This is a genomic window from Streptomyces sp. NPDC012769 (assembly GCF_042901205.1).
In the GTDB taxonomy this organism is placed as follows: Bacteria; Actinomycetota; Actinomycetes; order Streptomycetales; family Streptomycetaceae; genus Streptomyces.
In genome coordinates this window covers 1,000,058-1,015,044 of the sequence record NZ_JBIBCP010000003.1, presented here as the reverse complement: position 1 = coordinate 1,015,044, position 14,987 = coordinate 1,000,058, and the positions used below count along the sequence as shown (strand labels likewise).

Annotated in this window: 13 protein-coding genes and 1 pseudogene; 9 read left to right on the top strand and 5 right to left on the bottom strand. The window is 73.9% G+C overall.

The window, feature by feature from the left end:
• Window positions 1–23 precede the first annotated feature (23 nt).
• From ACFY7C_RS19960 to mmsB, 6 genes are all read left to right on the top strand, one after another.
• On the top strand, window positions 24–1,178 hold the full coding sequence (locus ACFY7C_RS19960; RefSeq protein WP_389651990.1) for a mandelate racemase/muconate lactonizing enzyme family protein: 1,155 nt from the start codon (window positions 24–26) through the stop codon (window positions 1,176–1,178).
• 56 nt (window positions 1,179–1,234) lie between these two features.
• Window positions 1,235–2,248, top strand: a complete 1,014-nt coding sequence (locus ACFY7C_RS19955) for a zinc-binding dehydrogenase (protein WP_389651988.1) — start codon at window positions 1,235–1,237, stop codon at window positions 2,246–2,248.
• An 81-nt stretch (window positions 2,249–2,329) separates the two neighbouring features.
• On the top strand, window positions 2,330–3,310 hold the full coding sequence (locus ACFY7C_RS19950) for a hypothetical protein (RefSeq protein ID WP_389651985.1): 981 nt from the start codon (window positions 2,330–2,332) through the stop codon (window positions 3,308–3,310).
• Between the two features lie 3 nt (window positions 3,311–3,313).
• Entirely contained in the window at window positions 3,314–4,423 is a 1,110-nt protein-coding gene (gene chvE, locus ACFY7C_RS19945; protein WP_389651982.1) for a multiple monosaccharide ABC transporter substrate-binding protein, read from the top strand.
• The gene (mmsA, locus tag ACFY7C_RS19940; RefSeq protein ID WP_389651980.1) at window positions 4,420–5,979 is read left to right on the top strand and encodes a multiple monosaccharide ABC transporter ATP-binding protein; all 1,560 of its coding nucleotides are present in this window, start codon (window positions 4,420–4,422) and stop codon (window positions 5,977–5,979) included. Before chvE ends, mmsA begins: the two co-directional genes overlap by 4 nt.
• Window positions 5,980–5,988: 9 nt before the next feature.
• Entirely contained in the window at window positions 5,989–7,218 is a 1,230-nt protein-coding gene (mmsB, locus tag ACFY7C_RS19935; protein WP_389651977.1) for a multiple monosaccharide ABC transporter permease, read from the top strand.
• Here mmsB and ACFY7C_RS19930 read toward each other — a convergent pair.
• Both ACFY7C_RS19930 and ACFY7C_RS19925 read right to left on the bottom strand, forming a co-directional pair.
• Window positions 7,215–7,799 (bottom strand): exonuclease domain-containing protein, encoded by a 585-nt coding sequence (locus tag ACFY7C_RS19930; protein WP_389651975.1) that lies wholly within the window; start codon window positions 7,797–7,799, stop codon window positions 7,215–7,217. The two genes, mmsB and ACFY7C_RS19930, sit on opposite strands and share 4 nt — an antisense overlap.
• Entirely contained in the window at window positions 7,775–10,030 is a 2,256-nt protein-coding gene (locus ACFY7C_RS19925) for a glycoside hydrolase N-terminal domain-containing protein (protein ID WP_389651972.1), read from the bottom strand. Before ACFY7C_RS19925 ends, ACFY7C_RS19930 begins: the two co-directional genes overlap by 25 nt.
• 80 nt (window positions 10,031–10,110) lie before the next feature.
• Between ACFY7C_RS19925 and ACFY7C_RS19920 the strand changes: the two are divergent.
• Both ACFY7C_RS19920 and ACFY7C_RS19915 read left to right on the top strand, forming a co-directional pair.
• A pseudogene (locus ACFY7C_RS19920) lies at window positions 10,111–10,611 on the top strand (sugar hydrolase); the annotation flags it as partial.
• A gap of 175 nt (window positions 10,612–10,786) precedes the next feature.
• On the top strand, window positions 10,787–11,689 hold the full coding sequence (locus ACFY7C_RS19915) for a poly-gamma-glutamate hydrolase family protein (protein ID WP_389651968.1): 903 nt from the start codon (window positions 10,787–10,789) through the stop codon (window positions 11,687–11,689).
• Window positions 11,690–11,793: 104 nt separating this feature from the next.
• Here ACFY7C_RS19915 and ACFY7C_RS19910 read toward each other — a convergent pair whose 3' ends face one another.
• The 3 genes from ACFY7C_RS19910 to ACFY7C_RS19900 are packed head-to-tail and all read right to left on the bottom strand — an operon-like array spanning window position 11,794 to window position 14,080.
• Window positions 11,794–12,540 (bottom strand): hypothetical protein, encoded by a 747-nt coding sequence (locus ACFY7C_RS19910; RefSeq protein ID WP_389651965.1) that lies wholly within the window; start codon window positions 12,538–12,540, stop codon window positions 11,794–11,796.
• A complete protein-coding gene (locus ACFY7C_RS19905; RefSeq protein ID WP_389651962.1) occupies window positions 12,540–13,061 on the bottom strand; it encodes a SigE family RNA polymerase sigma factor in 522 nt (173 codons plus the stop codon). Before ACFY7C_RS19905 ends, ACFY7C_RS19910 begins: the two co-directional genes overlap by 1 nt.
• Window positions 13,058–14,080 (bottom strand): LacI family DNA-binding transcriptional regulator, encoded by a 1,023-nt coding sequence (locus tag ACFY7C_RS19900; protein WP_389651959.1) that lies wholly within the window; start codon window positions 14,078–14,080, stop codon window positions 13,058–13,060. The genes ACFY7C_RS19905 and ACFY7C_RS19900 overlap by 4 nt, the downstream gene beginning before the upstream one ends.
• A gap of 391 nt (window positions 14,081–14,471) precedes the next feature.
• Between ACFY7C_RS19900 and ACFY7C_RS19895 the strand changes: the two genes are divergently transcribed.
• Window positions 14,472–14,891: an MBL fold metallo-hydrolase gene (locus ACFY7C_RS19895; RefSeq protein ID WP_389651956.1), complete on the top strand. Its 420-nt coding sequence runs from the start codon at window positions 14,472–14,474 to the stop codon at window positions 14,889–14,891.
• The last annotated feature ends 96 nt before the right edge of the window (window positions 14,892–14,987 follow it).

The following is a 14,987-nucleotide window of genomic DNA, read 5'->3' as shown; positions in this document are numbered from 1 at the left end:
TCGAACAGCAGGGAGCACGTGCCGTGCGCATCACGGGAATCACCACTCATGTCGTCGGAACGCCGTGGAGGAACCTCACCTATGTCCTCGTCCACACGGACGAGGGCCTGACGGGGGTCGGCGAGACCCGGATGCTCGGCCACACCGACGCCCTGCTCGGGTATCTGCGCGAGGCCGAGGCCAACCACATCGCCGGCTCGGACCCGTTCGCGGTCGAGGACCTGGTGCGGCGGATGAAGTACGGGGACTTCGGCCGGGCCGGCGAGATCGTCATGTCCGGCATCGCCGTGATCGAGACGGCCTGCTGGGACATCAAGGGCAAGGCGCTCGGCGTGCCCGTGTGGCAGCTGCTCGGCGGACGCGTGACCGACCGGGTCAAGGCCTACGCCAACGGCTGGTACACCACCGAGCGCACCCCGGAGGCCTACCACAAGGCGGCCCGGGAGGTGGTCGCGCGCGGCTACCGGGCCCTGAAGATCGACCCGTTCGGCAACGGCCACTTCGAACTGGACGCCGAGCGCTCGCGCTACGCGGTCTCCCTGATCGAGGCGGTCCGTGACGCGATCGGCCCGGACACCGAGCTGATGCTGGAGATGCACGGGCGCTTCTCCCCCGCCACGGCGGTACGGCTCGCCCGCGAGCTGGCGCCGTTCCGTCCTGCCTGGCTGGAGGAGCCGGTGCCGCCGGAGAACCTCAAGGCGCTGAAGAAGGTCGCCGACAAGGTGGACCTGCCGATCGCGACCGGGGAGCGGATCCACGACCGGATCGAGTTCCGCGAGCTGTTCGAGTCGCAGGCGGCGGACATCATCCAGCCCGACCTCGGGCACATCGGCGGCATCCTGGAGACCCGCAAGCTCGCCGCCACCGCCGAGACCCACTACGTGATGGTCGCCCCGCACAACGTGGGCGGTTCGGTGCTCACCGCCGCATCGCTGCAACTGGCCGCCTGCACGCCGAACTTCAAGATCCTGGAGCACTTCAACGACTTCGCCGACGCGGAGATCACCGGGATCGTGCGCGGCGCGCCGCGGGTCGACCCGGAGACCGGCTGTTTCGAGATCTCGCACGCGCCGGGGCTCGGCGTCGAGCTGGACGTGGACGCCGCCGCGGAGTTCCCGCAGCAGCGCGCCCGCTTCGACCTGTGGGCCGAGGGCTGGGAGCGGAGGGCGCCCAAGTGAGCGTCGCTCCTGGAGCATCCGGGGCACCGGTCCCCATCCGGGCACCGGCACCGGGCGTGAGCCGGGCGGTGCTCGTCCCGGAGCCCGGGGAGCACCGGCTGGTCACCCGCCCGGTCCCCGCTCCGGGCCCCGGCGAGGTGCGGCTGCGGGTGGCCGCCGCCGGGATCTGCCGGAGCGACCGCGAGGTGTACGACGGGCGGCGCGCCCCCGGTTATGTCCGGTATCCCGTCGTGCCCGGCCACGAGTGGGCGGGCACCGTCGAGGCCGTCGGCCCGGGCGCGGACCAGGCGCTCGTGGGCCGCAAGGCGGTCGCCGAGGGCTTCCGCAGCTGCGGCACGTGCGAGCGGTGCCGCTGCGGCGAGACCAGTCTGTGCACCGGCGGGTACGCCGAGACGGGGTTCACCGAGCCCGGTGCCTTCGCCGACCATGTGGTCGTCCCCGCACGACTGCTGCACCTCCTGCCCGACGAGGCCGATCTGCGCGCCGCCGCGCTGCTCGAACCGGCCGCCGTGGTGGCCGCCGCCGTCCGGGCCGGCCGCCCCCGACCCGGCGAGCGGATCGCGGTCGTCGGCGCCGGCATCCTGGGCCTGCTCGCCGTCCAGCTGCTCGCCGCCTCCGCGCCCGCCTCGCTGACGGTGATCGAGCCCCGGGCGGTGCGCGGGCGGCAGGCACTGCGGCAGGGCGCGACCGAGGTGCTGAAGCCCGGTGAGGCGGAGGCCGCGGCCCACGGCCGCTTCGACCTGGTGGTGGAGGCGGCCGGCGCGCCGACCACGGCCGCCTCCTCCTGTCTGCTCGCCCGCAGGGGCGGACGGGTGGTGCTCACCGGGATGTTCACGGCGGGGGCCGTCGGCATCGACCCCGTCCACCTCTCGGTCAGCCAGCTGGAGGTGCGCAGCGTCTTCGGGGCGTCTTCCGCCGACTGGGCGGGGGCGGTGGCCGCCTTCGGCGAGGGGCTGTTGGACCCGGCGGCGCTGATCAGTCACGAGTTCCCGCTGGAGCGGTTCGCGGAGGCCCTCGCCCTGGTGGGCGACGACGATCCGGGGACCGGCAAGGTGCTGCTGCTCCCCTGACGGGTGCGGGACCGGCCGCGTGCGGCCGTGTGCCGCCAGACGCGAACAACGTCCGAAATTTCGAACGGAAGGGTTCCTCCCGTGACCGCTCTGCCAGCTCTGCCCGCCCCACCCCGGCGGCCCGGCGCCGCCGCGCTCGCCCGGATCGGCCATCCCGTCCCCGCCGCCGAGGCCGCCGACACCTCCCCGCACGCCTTCCCCGACGGCGGGACCTGGCGCACGGAGATCCCGTCCGTCGAGACCCCGGAGGCCCTCGCCGAGGTCCTGAAGGAGAGCACCCGGCTCGACGTGCCGGTGCACCGGATCAGCCAGGGCAGCGGCGTGTGGATGCTCACCGACGACGAGATCACCGAGATGGTGGACGCCTGCGGCGAACGCTCCGTGGAGCTCTGCCTGTTCACCGGACCGCGCGGCACCTGGGACATCGGCGCCGCGACCCGTACCGACTCCGGCGGGGCCGGGCTGCGGGCCCGGGGCCACGACGCCCTCGCGGGTTGCGTCGAGGACGCCGTCCGCGCCACGGAACTCGGTGTGCGCTGTCTGCTCGTGGCCGACGAGGGCGTGCTGTGGACCCTGCACCGGCTGCGGACCGAAGGCGTGCTGCCCGCCGACACCACGTTCAAGGTGTCCGCGCTGATCGGCCCGGTCAATCCGGCCTCGTACGCGCTGTACGAGCGGATCGGCGCCGACTCGCTCAACGTGCCCTCCGACCTCGCGCTCGCCCACCTCACGGAGATCCGGCGGGTCAGCCGCGCGCCGATGGACCTCTATGTGGAGGCACCGGACGACCTCGGCGGCTACGTCCGCATGTACGAGACGGCCGAGCTGATCCGGCGTGGCGCGCCGCTCTATCTGAAGTTCGGCCTGAGCCGGGCGGCCGGCATCTACCCGTACGGCGCCCATCTGCGCGAGCACGCCCTCGCCACCGCACGCGAGCGGGTGCGGCGCGGCCGGCTCGTCCTCGATCTGCTGGCCCGGCACGGCGCCGGCGGCGGCATGTCCCCGCTCGGCTCCCGGCTGCCCGGCGAGCTCCGCCGATTCCCCGCGACCGAAGGGAACTGATCCATGCGCACCCCCACGCTGCGCGCCGCCGCCGCGGCCGCACTGCTCACCCTGCTGCTCGCCGGCTGCGGCCAAGAGGCCCGGGGCGGCAGCCGCTACCAGCCCGACAAGGGCAAGGGCGGCACCATCGGCCTCGCCATGCCGACCAAGGCGTCCGAGCGCTGGATCGCCGACGGCGAGAACATGGCGGAACAGTTCCGCAAGGCCGGCTACCAGACCGATCTGCAGTACGGCGACGACAAGGTCGAGAACCAGATCGCCCAGATCGAGAACATGATCACCAAGGGCCGGCGGCTCCTGGTGGTCGCCGCGATCGACGGCTCGGCCCTCACCGACGTCCTGCGGCGCGCCCACGACGCGGGCATCCCCGTGATCTCGTACGACCGGCTGATCATGGGCACCGAGCACGTGGACTACTACGCCTCCTTCGACAACGAGCGGGTGGGCGAGCTGCAGGCCCGCTACATCGTCGACAAGCTGCGGCTCGGCGCCCCGGCGAGGACCGGCGGCAAGCCGTACGACATCGAGCTGTTCGCCGGCTCCCCGGACGACAACAACACCCGCTACTTCTGGAACGGCGCCATGAAGGTGCTCCAGCCGTACCTCGCCAGCGGGCAGCTCGTCGTCCGCAGCGGGCAGACCCGGATGAACCAGGCGACCACCCTGCGCTGGGACGGCGGCACCGCGCAGCGGCGGATGGACGACCTCATCAGCAAGAACTACGGCTCCGAGAGCGTCGACGCGGTCCTCTCCCCGTACGACGGCATCTCGATCGGCATCATCTCCGCGCTCAGGAGCGCCGGATACGGCACTCCCGGCCACCCGCTGCCCGTGGTCACCGGGCAGGACGCCGAGCTCGCCTCGGTGAAGTCGATCATCCGCGGGGAGCAGACCCAGACCGTCTTCAAGGACACCCGCAAGCTCGCCGCCCGGGCGGTGGCCATGGGCGACGCCGTCCTGAACGGCCGCAAGCCGGAGGTCAACAACGTGAAGGACTACGACAACGGGAAGAAGACCGTCCCGGCGTATCTGCTCGACCCGGTGAGCATCGACCGCACGAACACCCAGCTCCTCGTCCGCGAGGGGTATTTCACCGCGGGACAGCTGTCATGAGCCGGCCTCCGGTGCTTCAGATGCGGTCGATCACCAAGACCTTCCCCGGGGTCAAGGCCCTCGACGGGGTGGAGCTGACCGTCCTCCCGGGCGAGGTCCACGCCCTGTGCGGGGAGAACGGCGCGGGCAAGTCCACCCTGATGAAGGTGCTCAGCGGCGTCCACCCGCACAGCTCCTACGAGGGCGAGATCCTCTTCGAGGGCAGCCCCCTCGCGCTGCGGGACATCCGGGACGGCGAACGCCACGGCATCGTGATCATCCATCAGGAGCTGGCGCTCGTCCCGCACTTGTCCATCGCCGAAAACCTCTTCCTCGGCAACGAGCGCGCCCGGAGGGGGGTCGTCGACTGGGCGGCGACGATGCGCGAGGCGTCCCGGCTGATGCGGCGCGTCGGGCTGCGCGAGCACCCGAACACGCCGGTCTCGGAACTCGGCGTCGGAGCGCAGCAGTTGGTGGAGATCGCGAAGGCGCTCGCCAAGGAGGTGAAGCTGCTCATCCTCGACGAGCCGACGGCCGCCCTCAACGACGCCGACAGCGCCGCCCTGCTCGATCTCGTCCTGGAGCTGCGCGCCCAGGGGATCGCCTGTGTCGTCATCTCGCACAAGCTGGGCGAGATCCGGCGCGTCGCCGACACGGTGACGGTGCTCCGCGACGGCCGGACGGTCGAGACGCTGACGGTCCGGGCCACGCCGGACGCCGATCCGGACGTCTCCGAGGACCGGATCATCCGGGGCATGGTGGGGCGCGCGCTCGACCGCCGTTTCCCCGAGCGGACCCCGTACGGAGGCGCGGACGCCGGTCGCGAGGCCCTGCGCGTGCGCGGCTGGACGGTCCGACACCCGGTCGACCGGCGGCGCACGGTCGTCGACGACGTGTCGCTGACGGTGGGCCGGGGAGAGATCGTCGGGATCGCCGGGCTGATGGGGGCCGGTCGCACCGAGCTCGCGATGTCGCTGTTCGGGCGTTCCTACGGGCGGTACGTGGCCGGCACGGTGGCCGTCGACGGCCGGGAGGCGAGCACGGCGACCGTCCCGGAGGCGATCGCGGCCGGCCTCGCCTATGTGACCGAGGACCGCAAGCGGTACGGGCTGAACCTGGTCGACACGGTGCACCGCAACATCTCGCTGGCCTCGCTGCACCGGATGACGCGGCGCGGGACCGTCGACGAGCACCGGGAGCGGCGGGTCGCCGAGGACTTCCGCCGCAGCCTGAACATCAAGACGCCCACCGTGCTCGAGGAGGTCGGCCGGCTCTCCGGCGGCAACCAGCAGAAGGTGGTCCTCGGGCGGTGGATCCACGCCGACCCGAAGGTGCTGATCCTCGACGAGCCGACCCGCGGTGTGGACGTCGGCGCCAAGTACGAGATCTACACGGTGATCGACCGGCTCGCCGCCGAGGGGCGTGCGGTGCTCCTCGTCTCCTCGGAGCTGCCGGAGCTCCTGGGGATGTGCGACCGGATCTACACGATGGCCGAGGGCCGGCTGACCGCCGAGGTCGCCCGCGCCGACGCCACCCAGGAAACCCTGATGCGCCACATGACCCTGAGCGGAAGCTGAGGCCCCGACATGACGACCACGATCCCTTCCGCGCAGGACGCCCCCACCGGGCGGCCGGACCGCCCGTCCGCGGGCGCGCTGCTCGTCGCCGGGCTGCGGGCGAACATGCGCCAGTACGGCATGCTCGTCGCGCTCGCCTTCCTCGTCGTGCTGTTCCAGATATGGACCGACGGCACGCTGCTGCTGCCGAACAACGTCTCCAACCTGATCCAGCAGAACAGCTACATCCTCATCCTTGCCATGGGCATGATGATCGTGATCGTCGCCGGTCACATCGATCTGTCCGTGGGCTCGCTGGCCGCGTTCGTCGGGGCGCTCGCGGCGGTCCTGATGGTCCGCCACGACATGCCCTGGCTGCTCGCGCTGCTCCTCTCGCTGCTCGTCGGGGCGGCCGCCGGCGCCTGGCAGGGCTATTTCATCGCGTACCTCGGCATCCCGTCGTTCATCGTGACGCTCGCCGGGATGCTGCTGTTCCGCGGTCTCACCCAGATCTTCCTGGAGGGCCGTTCGCTCGCCCCGTTCCCCGAGGGCTTCCAGAACATCGCCAAGGGCTTCCTGCCCGAGATGGGCCCCTACACGCAGTACCACAACCCCACGCTGCTGCTCGGCCTGGTGGCGGTGGTGGCCCTGCTGGTGCGCGAGGCGCGGGACCGGCGGCGGCGTGCGGAGTACGAGCTCGACCCGCTGCCGACCGGCCTGTGGGTGCTCAAGTGCGTGGCGATCACGGCGGCCGTCGTCGCCTTCACCCTCACCCTCGCCAGCTTCCACGGCGTGCCGGTGGTGATGCTGGTGATGTGCGTGCTGCTCGTCGCTCTCGGCTACGTGATGCGCAACGCGGTCATCGGCCGGCACGTGTACGCGCTGGGCGGCAACAAGGCGGCGGCGAAGCTGTCCGGGGTGAAGGACCGCCGGGTCACGTTCCTGGTGTTCGTGAACATGGGCGTGCTGGCCGCGCTCGCCGGCTGTGTCTACGCGGCCCGGCTCAACGCCGGCACGCCGCAGGCCGGTCTCAACTTCGAGCTGGAGGCCATCGCCGCCGCGTTCATCGGCGGGGCGTCGATGAGCGGCGGCATCGGCAAGGTGACCGGCGCCGTGATCGGCGCGCTGGTGCTCGGCGTCCTCAACAACGGCATGTCACTGGTCGGTGTGGGCACCGACTACCAGCAGGTCATCAAGGGTCTGGTGCTGCTCGCGGCGGTCGGGTTCGACGTGTGGAACAAGCGCCGGGCGGGCCGCTAGAGGCGCTTCTCGCGCGGCCAGGCTCCGCGGTCGACGAGGTCGAGGACGAGGGCGGCGATGTTCCAGGCGTCGTCCTCGCCCCGGTGGTGGCGGCCCTCCAGGGGCAGGCCGGCGATCTTCAGGGCGCCCGCCATGCCGGGGCGCCTGCGGAGCCCGTACGCCTCGGTGAAGACGGCCTTGGCGTTGGTGTGACCGCGCTCGGCGGGGCGGCCGAAGGGGTAGGGCGTCCCGGTGGCCCGGCACTGGGCGTCGAACTGTTTGCGGTCGTAGTCGCCCCAGCTCGCCCAGGGGCGCCGCCGGGCGTCGTGCTCGTCGGCGAGGAGGCGGCCTGCCTCGGCGAAGCCGACGCCTCGGGCGACCTGCGCCGGGGTGAGGCCGGTCAGTTCGGTGCAGAAGGCGCTGACCTCGGAGCGGGCGGGCCGCACCAGGATCCCGTGCCGGGAGACGCGGCGGCGGGCGGTGAGGTCGACGACGGTGAGACCGATCTCGATGATCTCGCTCACCGCGCCGGGCGGGGGCTGCCCGTCCCAGCAGGTGGCCTCCACGTCGATGACGTTCACCAGGGTGGGTCCGCTGTCCATGGCGTCAGGCTAGGGACACGGGCGGGCCGGGGGCATCCGAATTTCACCGTGTGCTCCTCGCCGGCGCGCAGCTCGAGCGGGCCCGCCCCTTCGGGTGTGCGCAGCTCTATGCGTACGGAGCGGGCCGGACGGACCAGGGCCGTGCCGCCCCCGGGGGACCAGTGGAGATCGACGGTGGCACCGAACCGGGTGTGGATGCCGGTCAGCCGGCCGGAGGGACAGGCGGCGAGGGGCGCGGGCAGCAGCACCAGGCGGCCCGGAGTGGACTGCACCAGCGTCTCGATGAGGAGCGCGGGCAGGGTGTGAGCGGCGTCGGCGTTGTAGACGTCGAGGTCCGGGTAGTGGGCGCTCATCAGCGAAACGTGGAAGTAGCCGCCGGTCAGCAGCCGGTGGAGGGCGGCGTCGACGCGCGCGGGGTCCCGCAGTCGGGCGGCGATCAGGGCCTGGTGGAGATGGCCGTGGGCGGAGGCGTTCTCGGCGCCGCGCAGGACGAGCGCACGGTGGGCGGCGCGGGCCAGGGCGGGGGTGTCGTAGGGGTTGATCTCCTCGTGCGGCCACACGGCGTACAGATGGCTGAGGTGGCGGTGGTCGTAGCGGTCGCCGAGGCCGGGCGCGGCCCATTCGGCGAGGGCGCCGTCGGCGTTGATCCGGTACGGGGGCAGCCGGCCGGCGAGGGCGCGCCACCGGTCGGCGCGGGGCCCGGGGTGGTGGTCGGCGGCGGTGAGCAGGGCGTGGCGGGCGGCGGTGAGGTCCATGGTGGCGTCCACGGCGGCCCATCCGCCGCCCACGGGACGGTTCTCCGGGGAGTACGAGGGGACGACGGCGAGCCGCCCGCCGGGCCCGGCGGCGGTGAGGAAGTCCTCGTAGAAGTCGGCGACTTCGGCGAGGACGGCGGTCACCTCGGGGTCGCGGACGCCGTGGGTCTCGGAGTGGTCGACGAGCGGCTTCAGGAGCCAGTCGGCTCCCGCGGTCCACACGTGCAGCGGGTATTCCCGGCTGAAGTGGTACGCGTGTCCCGAGACGCCGTCGGTGTGGGCGGGTGCCACGACTCCGCGGGCCCCGAAGATCTCACGGGCGTTGTCCCGCCAGTCGTCGAGCCGGCCGAGGATCAGGTGCCGCTGGGCCCGGGTGACTTCGGGCAGGTCCGCGGCGACGGCGGAGGCGGTCTGCAGGTTGAGGTTGGCGTCGTGGGTGAAGGCGCCGGACCAGGCGGTGTCCCAGGCGCCGGTCCACAGGCCGGTGAGCCGGGGCGGCAGCAGCCCGGCCGAGGACAGCAGGTGGTGGCGCCCGGCGGCGAAGAGCCGTTCCAGGAGCGCGGGGCCGGCCGGGCGGCGCAGCAGTTCCGAGCCGGGCAGGGCGCGTTCCTCGGCGGACGCGTCGAGATCGAGGGCGACGCGCCGGTAGGCGGTGCGGTGCCGGGCGAGATGGCGGTCGAGCAGCCGGGCGTGGGTGGCGGCCACCGTGCCGTGCGCCAGTGCGGCGAGGGCCGCCGCCGTGCCGTCGGCGTCGGGCCGGCCCTCGTACGGGCTCACCCGGGTCAGCAGCAGGAGCTCCCGGGCGCCCTCGAACCGCACGCCCGCCGCGTGCGGCGCGGTCGTGCCGCCGTCGACGACGGCGAGGGTGACTCCGGTGTAGCCGCTGCCGGCTCCGTGCCCGCCGTAGCCGACGCGCAGGGTGAGCAGGGCGCCGTACGGGGTGAGGTGGGTGCCCCGGTCGACGGTGAGGTCCGCGGGCGCCGCCGGAAGACGGTGGTCGAGGCACAGCTCGGCCCGCTCGCCGGGCGCCGTGATCCGCTGGACGACGACGTCGTCGGCGCGGGAGACGAAGACGTCGCTGCGGCGCGGACCGTCGGTGGCGGTCACCACGCCGGTGGTGAAGTCGACGGCGCGCTGGTACGGGCCGCGGGCGGGCCCCGATGGCGCGGTCAGGTGGGTCTGGAAGGCCGGGTGGAAGGGCCGCGGCCAGCGCAGCGGCCGGTGGTCGGTGAACGTGTCGCCGGCGTCGGGGTCCCCGGCGAGAAGGCGGCCTTGGACGGCGGCGAGCCGGTCGGCGAGCCGCGGGGGCCGGGTGTCCTGGGGGGCGTTGTTCGGGCGGACGAGGAGGTGGTGGGTGACGATGACGCGGTCGTCGGCGGGGTCGCCGTACACGAGCGCGCCGTGGTGCCCGTTGCCGGCGAGGAAGGCGTCCTCCCAGCGAGCGGCGGGGCTCGGCTCCCAGGTGCCGTGGTTCACGCGCGCTCCTCGAGGACGGCGACGTCGTGGCGACCGAGGGACAGGGAGCCGTCGACGGGCGTGCCGGCGAGCAGTTCGTCGCGCCGGACGAAGTGCGCGGGGCGGCGGGCGGGCTCGACCCGGCGCTGGTCACGGGCCGCACCGGCCTGCCGCCGCTCACCGCCGACGCGGAGGGCTCGGTGGTCGCGCTCACCGACTGGGGCGGCGGGGTGCGGGCCCCGCGGGCGCCGGACGGGCGCCATCCGTCGGTCGCCGACGACGGGCTCGTACGGGCCTCGGCCGACCGGCCGGGGGGCCGGATCGTCCAGGAGACCTTCCGGCTCGAGGACGTCCGGGGTGAGGTCGGGGGACACGGTGCGGGACACCTCCTGAGGCACATCGGGACGGGCCGTCACCTCTCTGTCGCCGCCGACGCCGTGAAGGTTGCCGCCGACAGGGAATTCGCCGAGGTCCTCACCGTCGAGCCCGGCGAGAGCGGCGCGGAGGCCGTCACCCGGACCGTCACCGGCACCGACCGCGTCGTGGCCGTGGCCGGCAAGGACCCGCACGTCAACGGCCGCGAGACCGAGAACCGGAGCACGTTCGGCACGCGGGTCCTGGAGCGTGGTGTCGGTGACCTCCGCGTCGGACTGCGCGGGCCGGTGCGCCTCGCGCGGGGCGTGTTCTCCGGCTGAGGGTCCGTACGACACGCGGCCCCCTCCTGTCCGCCGGGCACCCCCTGACGAGGGCGGCGGCCGCGTCGTGGAGGATCACCCCATGACCCCTACCAGCAGACGCACCGTCCTCGCCTCCGTGGCCGCCGTGGCCGCGGGCCTGCCCACGCTCAACGCCCTCGTCGGAAACGGGGCGACGGTCGCGGCGGCGGCCGACACGTACAAGACCAACAGCGACCTGTACACGAAAACCGCCGCCAAGGAAGGCATCGACTGGATGCGCCGCTTCCGCGTGGGCGCACCGGTCGCGATGACCGACAACACCAAGGCGTCGAGCCTCGCGGTCACCAGCACCGCGGTCCTCGCCCCGCACGGCGGCGGCATCGAGGCGGGCACGAGCGAGCTGTGCATGGCCGTCGCCGGCTACCGGCCCTTCGACGCCGACACCGACCCGTCGGCCGCGGCGCTGCCGGGCGAGGTGCAGCGCGACTACTGGATGTTCGAGGCGCTGCAGAACTCCGGCACGCAGCACGTCACCTCGACCAACTGCGACGATCCGGCCGCGCTCGCCGTCTGCGCGAACAACCTCTACGCCGTCTCCCTCCACGGCTTCGCCGAGAACCTGGAGAAGAAGGTGATCATCGGCGGGCGCGACGAGCGGCTCAAGCGCAACCTGCTCGCGGCCTTCGCCAGTGCCGGCCTGACCACGACCTGGAACGTGACGGCGGTGATCGCGGGCCCCGACGACCCGCTGAACGGCGACGCCGTGACGAACATCGTCAACCGGACCCGCACCGGCGCCGGCGCCCAGCTGGAGATCTCCACCGCGCTGCGCGAGGCGATGTTCGGCACCTTCTCGGGCGCGGAGAACCGCCGGAGGACCGCCGGTGTGCCGAGCGCCGCCAGCCCCTACGCCGACCGCTTCTGGAACGGCTTCGTCAAGGCCGTCCGCGACGCCGTCCGGGACCACGAGGCGGGCAAGGACCCCCTCTACGCGGGCTCCTGATCCTCGCTCCCTCCCAGCGGTCGGCGCCCGCGTCGAGACCACGGGCCTCGGTGGCGTAGGAGGCGCGGACGCCGTCCCTCATCAGCCGAAGCCGTCGGTGAACCTCATGGTGGTGGTCCTTCCGCAGGCGTGAAGCCGCCGTCCGCGGTGGCCCGACGGCCCGAGGTGTCCGTGGCCGTCACGGTGTACGTGTCGGACGCGGCGGCCCGCGGGCCCTCGGCGTGGTCGTACTGGGCGGCGAACACGTGGCGGCCCGCCGGGGCGGGGCGGTCCGGCCGGAGGGTCCAGCGGTAGACGAGGGCGCCGCCCTCCTCCCGTACGGTGACGGTGAAGTCCTCGGCCGGCAGGGTGCGCCAGTGGCCGGTGGAGGCGACGCCGCCGGTCTGGGCGACCCGCAGCTCGACGGTGAGCGCGGTCAGCGGCGCCGGGGTGGTCAGGGTGATCTCGCTCTGCGCCCAGTAGCGGTTGCTGCCGGGGTCGATGGCTCCGGTGGCGGTGATCCGCAGCGGCCCCGGGACGGATGCGGAGGCCGATGTGCTGCCCGTGGCGGCGGGCACGGCCGGTCCGGTGGGGCCGGTCAGCGCCGGCACCACGGAGACACCGGCGGCCACGACGGCGGCGACGGCCAGCGCCGCCCCGGCGGTCCTGAGCCAGGGCGCCGAGCGGGCCGCGCGGGCCCCAAGGGGCTCGCGTGTCTGGCGGGCCGGCCGGTGGGCCGCCACGCCGCGCTCGACCCGGGCGAGCATCCGGGCCCGGTCGGGCTCATGCGCGGCGGCGGCCTCGCGCAGCCGGGCGCGGAGCCGGTCCTCGCCGTCCGCGGGCCGGTCGCGGCCCCTCTCGGGCGGGTGCATCAGGCTCTCCTTCCGGCCAGTTCGGAGGCGGCCCGGGTGCCCAGGAGCCGCTGGAGTTCGGCCATGCCCTTGGAGGTCTGGCTCTTGACCGTTCCGACCGAGATGCCGAGGGCCAGGGCGGTGTCGCGTTCCGAGAGGTCGAAGGCGTGGCGCAGCACGACGCAGGCGCGCTTGCGGAAGGGCAGGGCGCGCAGCGCGGTCCGTACGTCGAGGACGGCGGGCACGTCGGGGTCGTCGACGTGCTCGGAGCGGCGGTCCCAGAAGAGCGCGATCCGGCGGCGTTCGCGGACGGCGCCGCGGATGCGGCTGCGGACCAGGTGGGCGACGACGCCGCGGGCGTAGGCGAGGGGACGGTCGGCGCCGCGCACCCGGTCCCAGCGGTGCCAGAGGGCGACCATCGCGTCGGCTGCGAGGTCGTCGGCCGCCTCGGGTTCGCCGCTCAGCAGGTGGGCGAAGCGGGCGAGTTCGGCGTAGTGGCGTTCGAAGAAGGCGCGGAACTCGGCCTCGTCGTCGCCCCTCACCGCGCCGGTGCGGCGGTGGGGGCCGGGCCCGTGCTGCCGCGGTCGTCGAGCGAGGGGGCGATCAGGACCGTGCCGGGCGGCTCCTGCTCGCGGAGGTGGGCGAAGAGCCGTTCGACGGCGCGGCGGCCCATCTCCTGGGCGGGGACGCCGATGGAGGTGAGCGGTACGGATGCCTGGGCGGCGGCCTGGCCCGCGCAGACGGCGAAGACGGAGACGTCCTCGGGGACGGCCCGGCCGTCGCGGCGGAGCACGGCGAGGAGGGGCTCGATCGCGGCCTCGTTCTGGACGACGAGGGCGGTGGTGGCGGGGCGTTCCTCGAAGATGCGGGCCACGGTGGCGGCCACGGCGGCGTGGCCGCCCTCGGTGGGCCGGTGGAGCAGGCCGACGGAGCGCTCGGCGGCCGCGGCGCGCAGGCCGCGCAGGGTGCGTTCGGCGTAGCCGGTGCCGCGGGCGTAGACGGCGGGCGGTTCGCCGAGGACGGCGATCTGCCGGTGTCCGTGTGCGGCGAGGTGGTCCACGCACCGGGCTCCGGCGGCCTCGAAGTCGAGGTCGACGCAGCTGAGTCCGGCGGTGTCGGCGGGCAGTCCGATGAGGACGGCGGGGCGTTCGGCGGCCTTGAGGTAGGGCAGGCGGGGGTCGTCGAGTTCGACGTCGGTGACGATGAGGGCGTCGGCGAGGGCGCTGCCCTCGACCCGGCGGATCGCCTCGGGGCCCTCCTCGCCGGTGAGCAGGAGGACGTCGTAGCCGTGGGCGCGGGCCGTGGTGGTGACGGCCATCGCGATCTCCATGAGGACCGGGACGTACATGTCGGTCCGCAGCGGCATCATCAGGGCGAGGATGTCGGTGCGGCTGCTGGCGAGGGCGCGGGCGCCGGCGTGCGGGCGGTAGCCGAGCTGCTCGATGCTGTGCTGGATGCGCTCGCGGGTGGCCGCGGAGATGGACCGCTTGCCGCTCAGGACGTAGCTGACGGTGCTGGCCGAGACTCCGGCGTGGCGGGCGACGTCCGCGAGGGTGACCATGCTGTTCTCCGCCCCGTTCTCCGCGAGATCACGTCAAGTCGTCGAGAGGCGCTTCGCGTTGCTTCGTGCCCGTTTCGCGCGGACATGCGTGGGTGAAGCGCTTCGACCGTGCGTGGCGCCGACCTTACCGCTCCGAGGGGAAGACCGGAAGACGGAGCTCAGCGGCGGACGACGGCGTGCTCCAGGAGCAACTGGAGGGCGCGCTGCTGTTCCCGGTCGAGTCCGGCGAGCGGGGAGTCCTGCGCGAGGAGTTCGAGGAGCCGGGCGCGCAGGGCGGCGCCCTCGTCGGTGAGGACGAGGAGGCGGGCGCGGCGGTCGGCGGGGTGGGGGCGGCGGCACGAGGTCCGCTCCCGGCACCGGCCGTCCCGCCCTCGCCTCCGCGCCCTGTCCGGTGTCCGCCCCCGAGTGGGCGCGGCGGGAGCGGTTCGCGGCCGAGGGCATGGCCGAGGAGATCGCCGGCCTCGCCCCGTACGTCCGCACGGTGACCGACGGCGAGGAGGTCTTCCCCGGCGTCCGCGTCCGCGTCACCGCCGGCCACACGGAGGGGCACGCCGAGTACGTGGTCACCGGGGGCGGCCGCCGGCTGATCGCCTTCGGTGACGCCCTCCACTCGCCCCTCCAGGTCGACCACCCCGCGTGGTCCTCCGCCTTCGACCACGACCCCGTCACCTCCGCGGCCCGCCGTCAGGCCCTCGTCGCCGAACTGTCCGAGCCAGGCACCCTGGGCTTCGGCGGCCACTTCGCCGACGTCGTCTTCGGCCGGGTCGACCCGGCCGGCGCGGGACCGGCCTGGATCCCCGTGGACGCCTGAGCGCCGCTGCGGCCGGGCCCGGCCGCCACGCCCGTACGGCACAGGGCCGGGCGGGCCCCATGAGGGGTCCGCCCGGCCGTGTCGTACGCGGGTCCG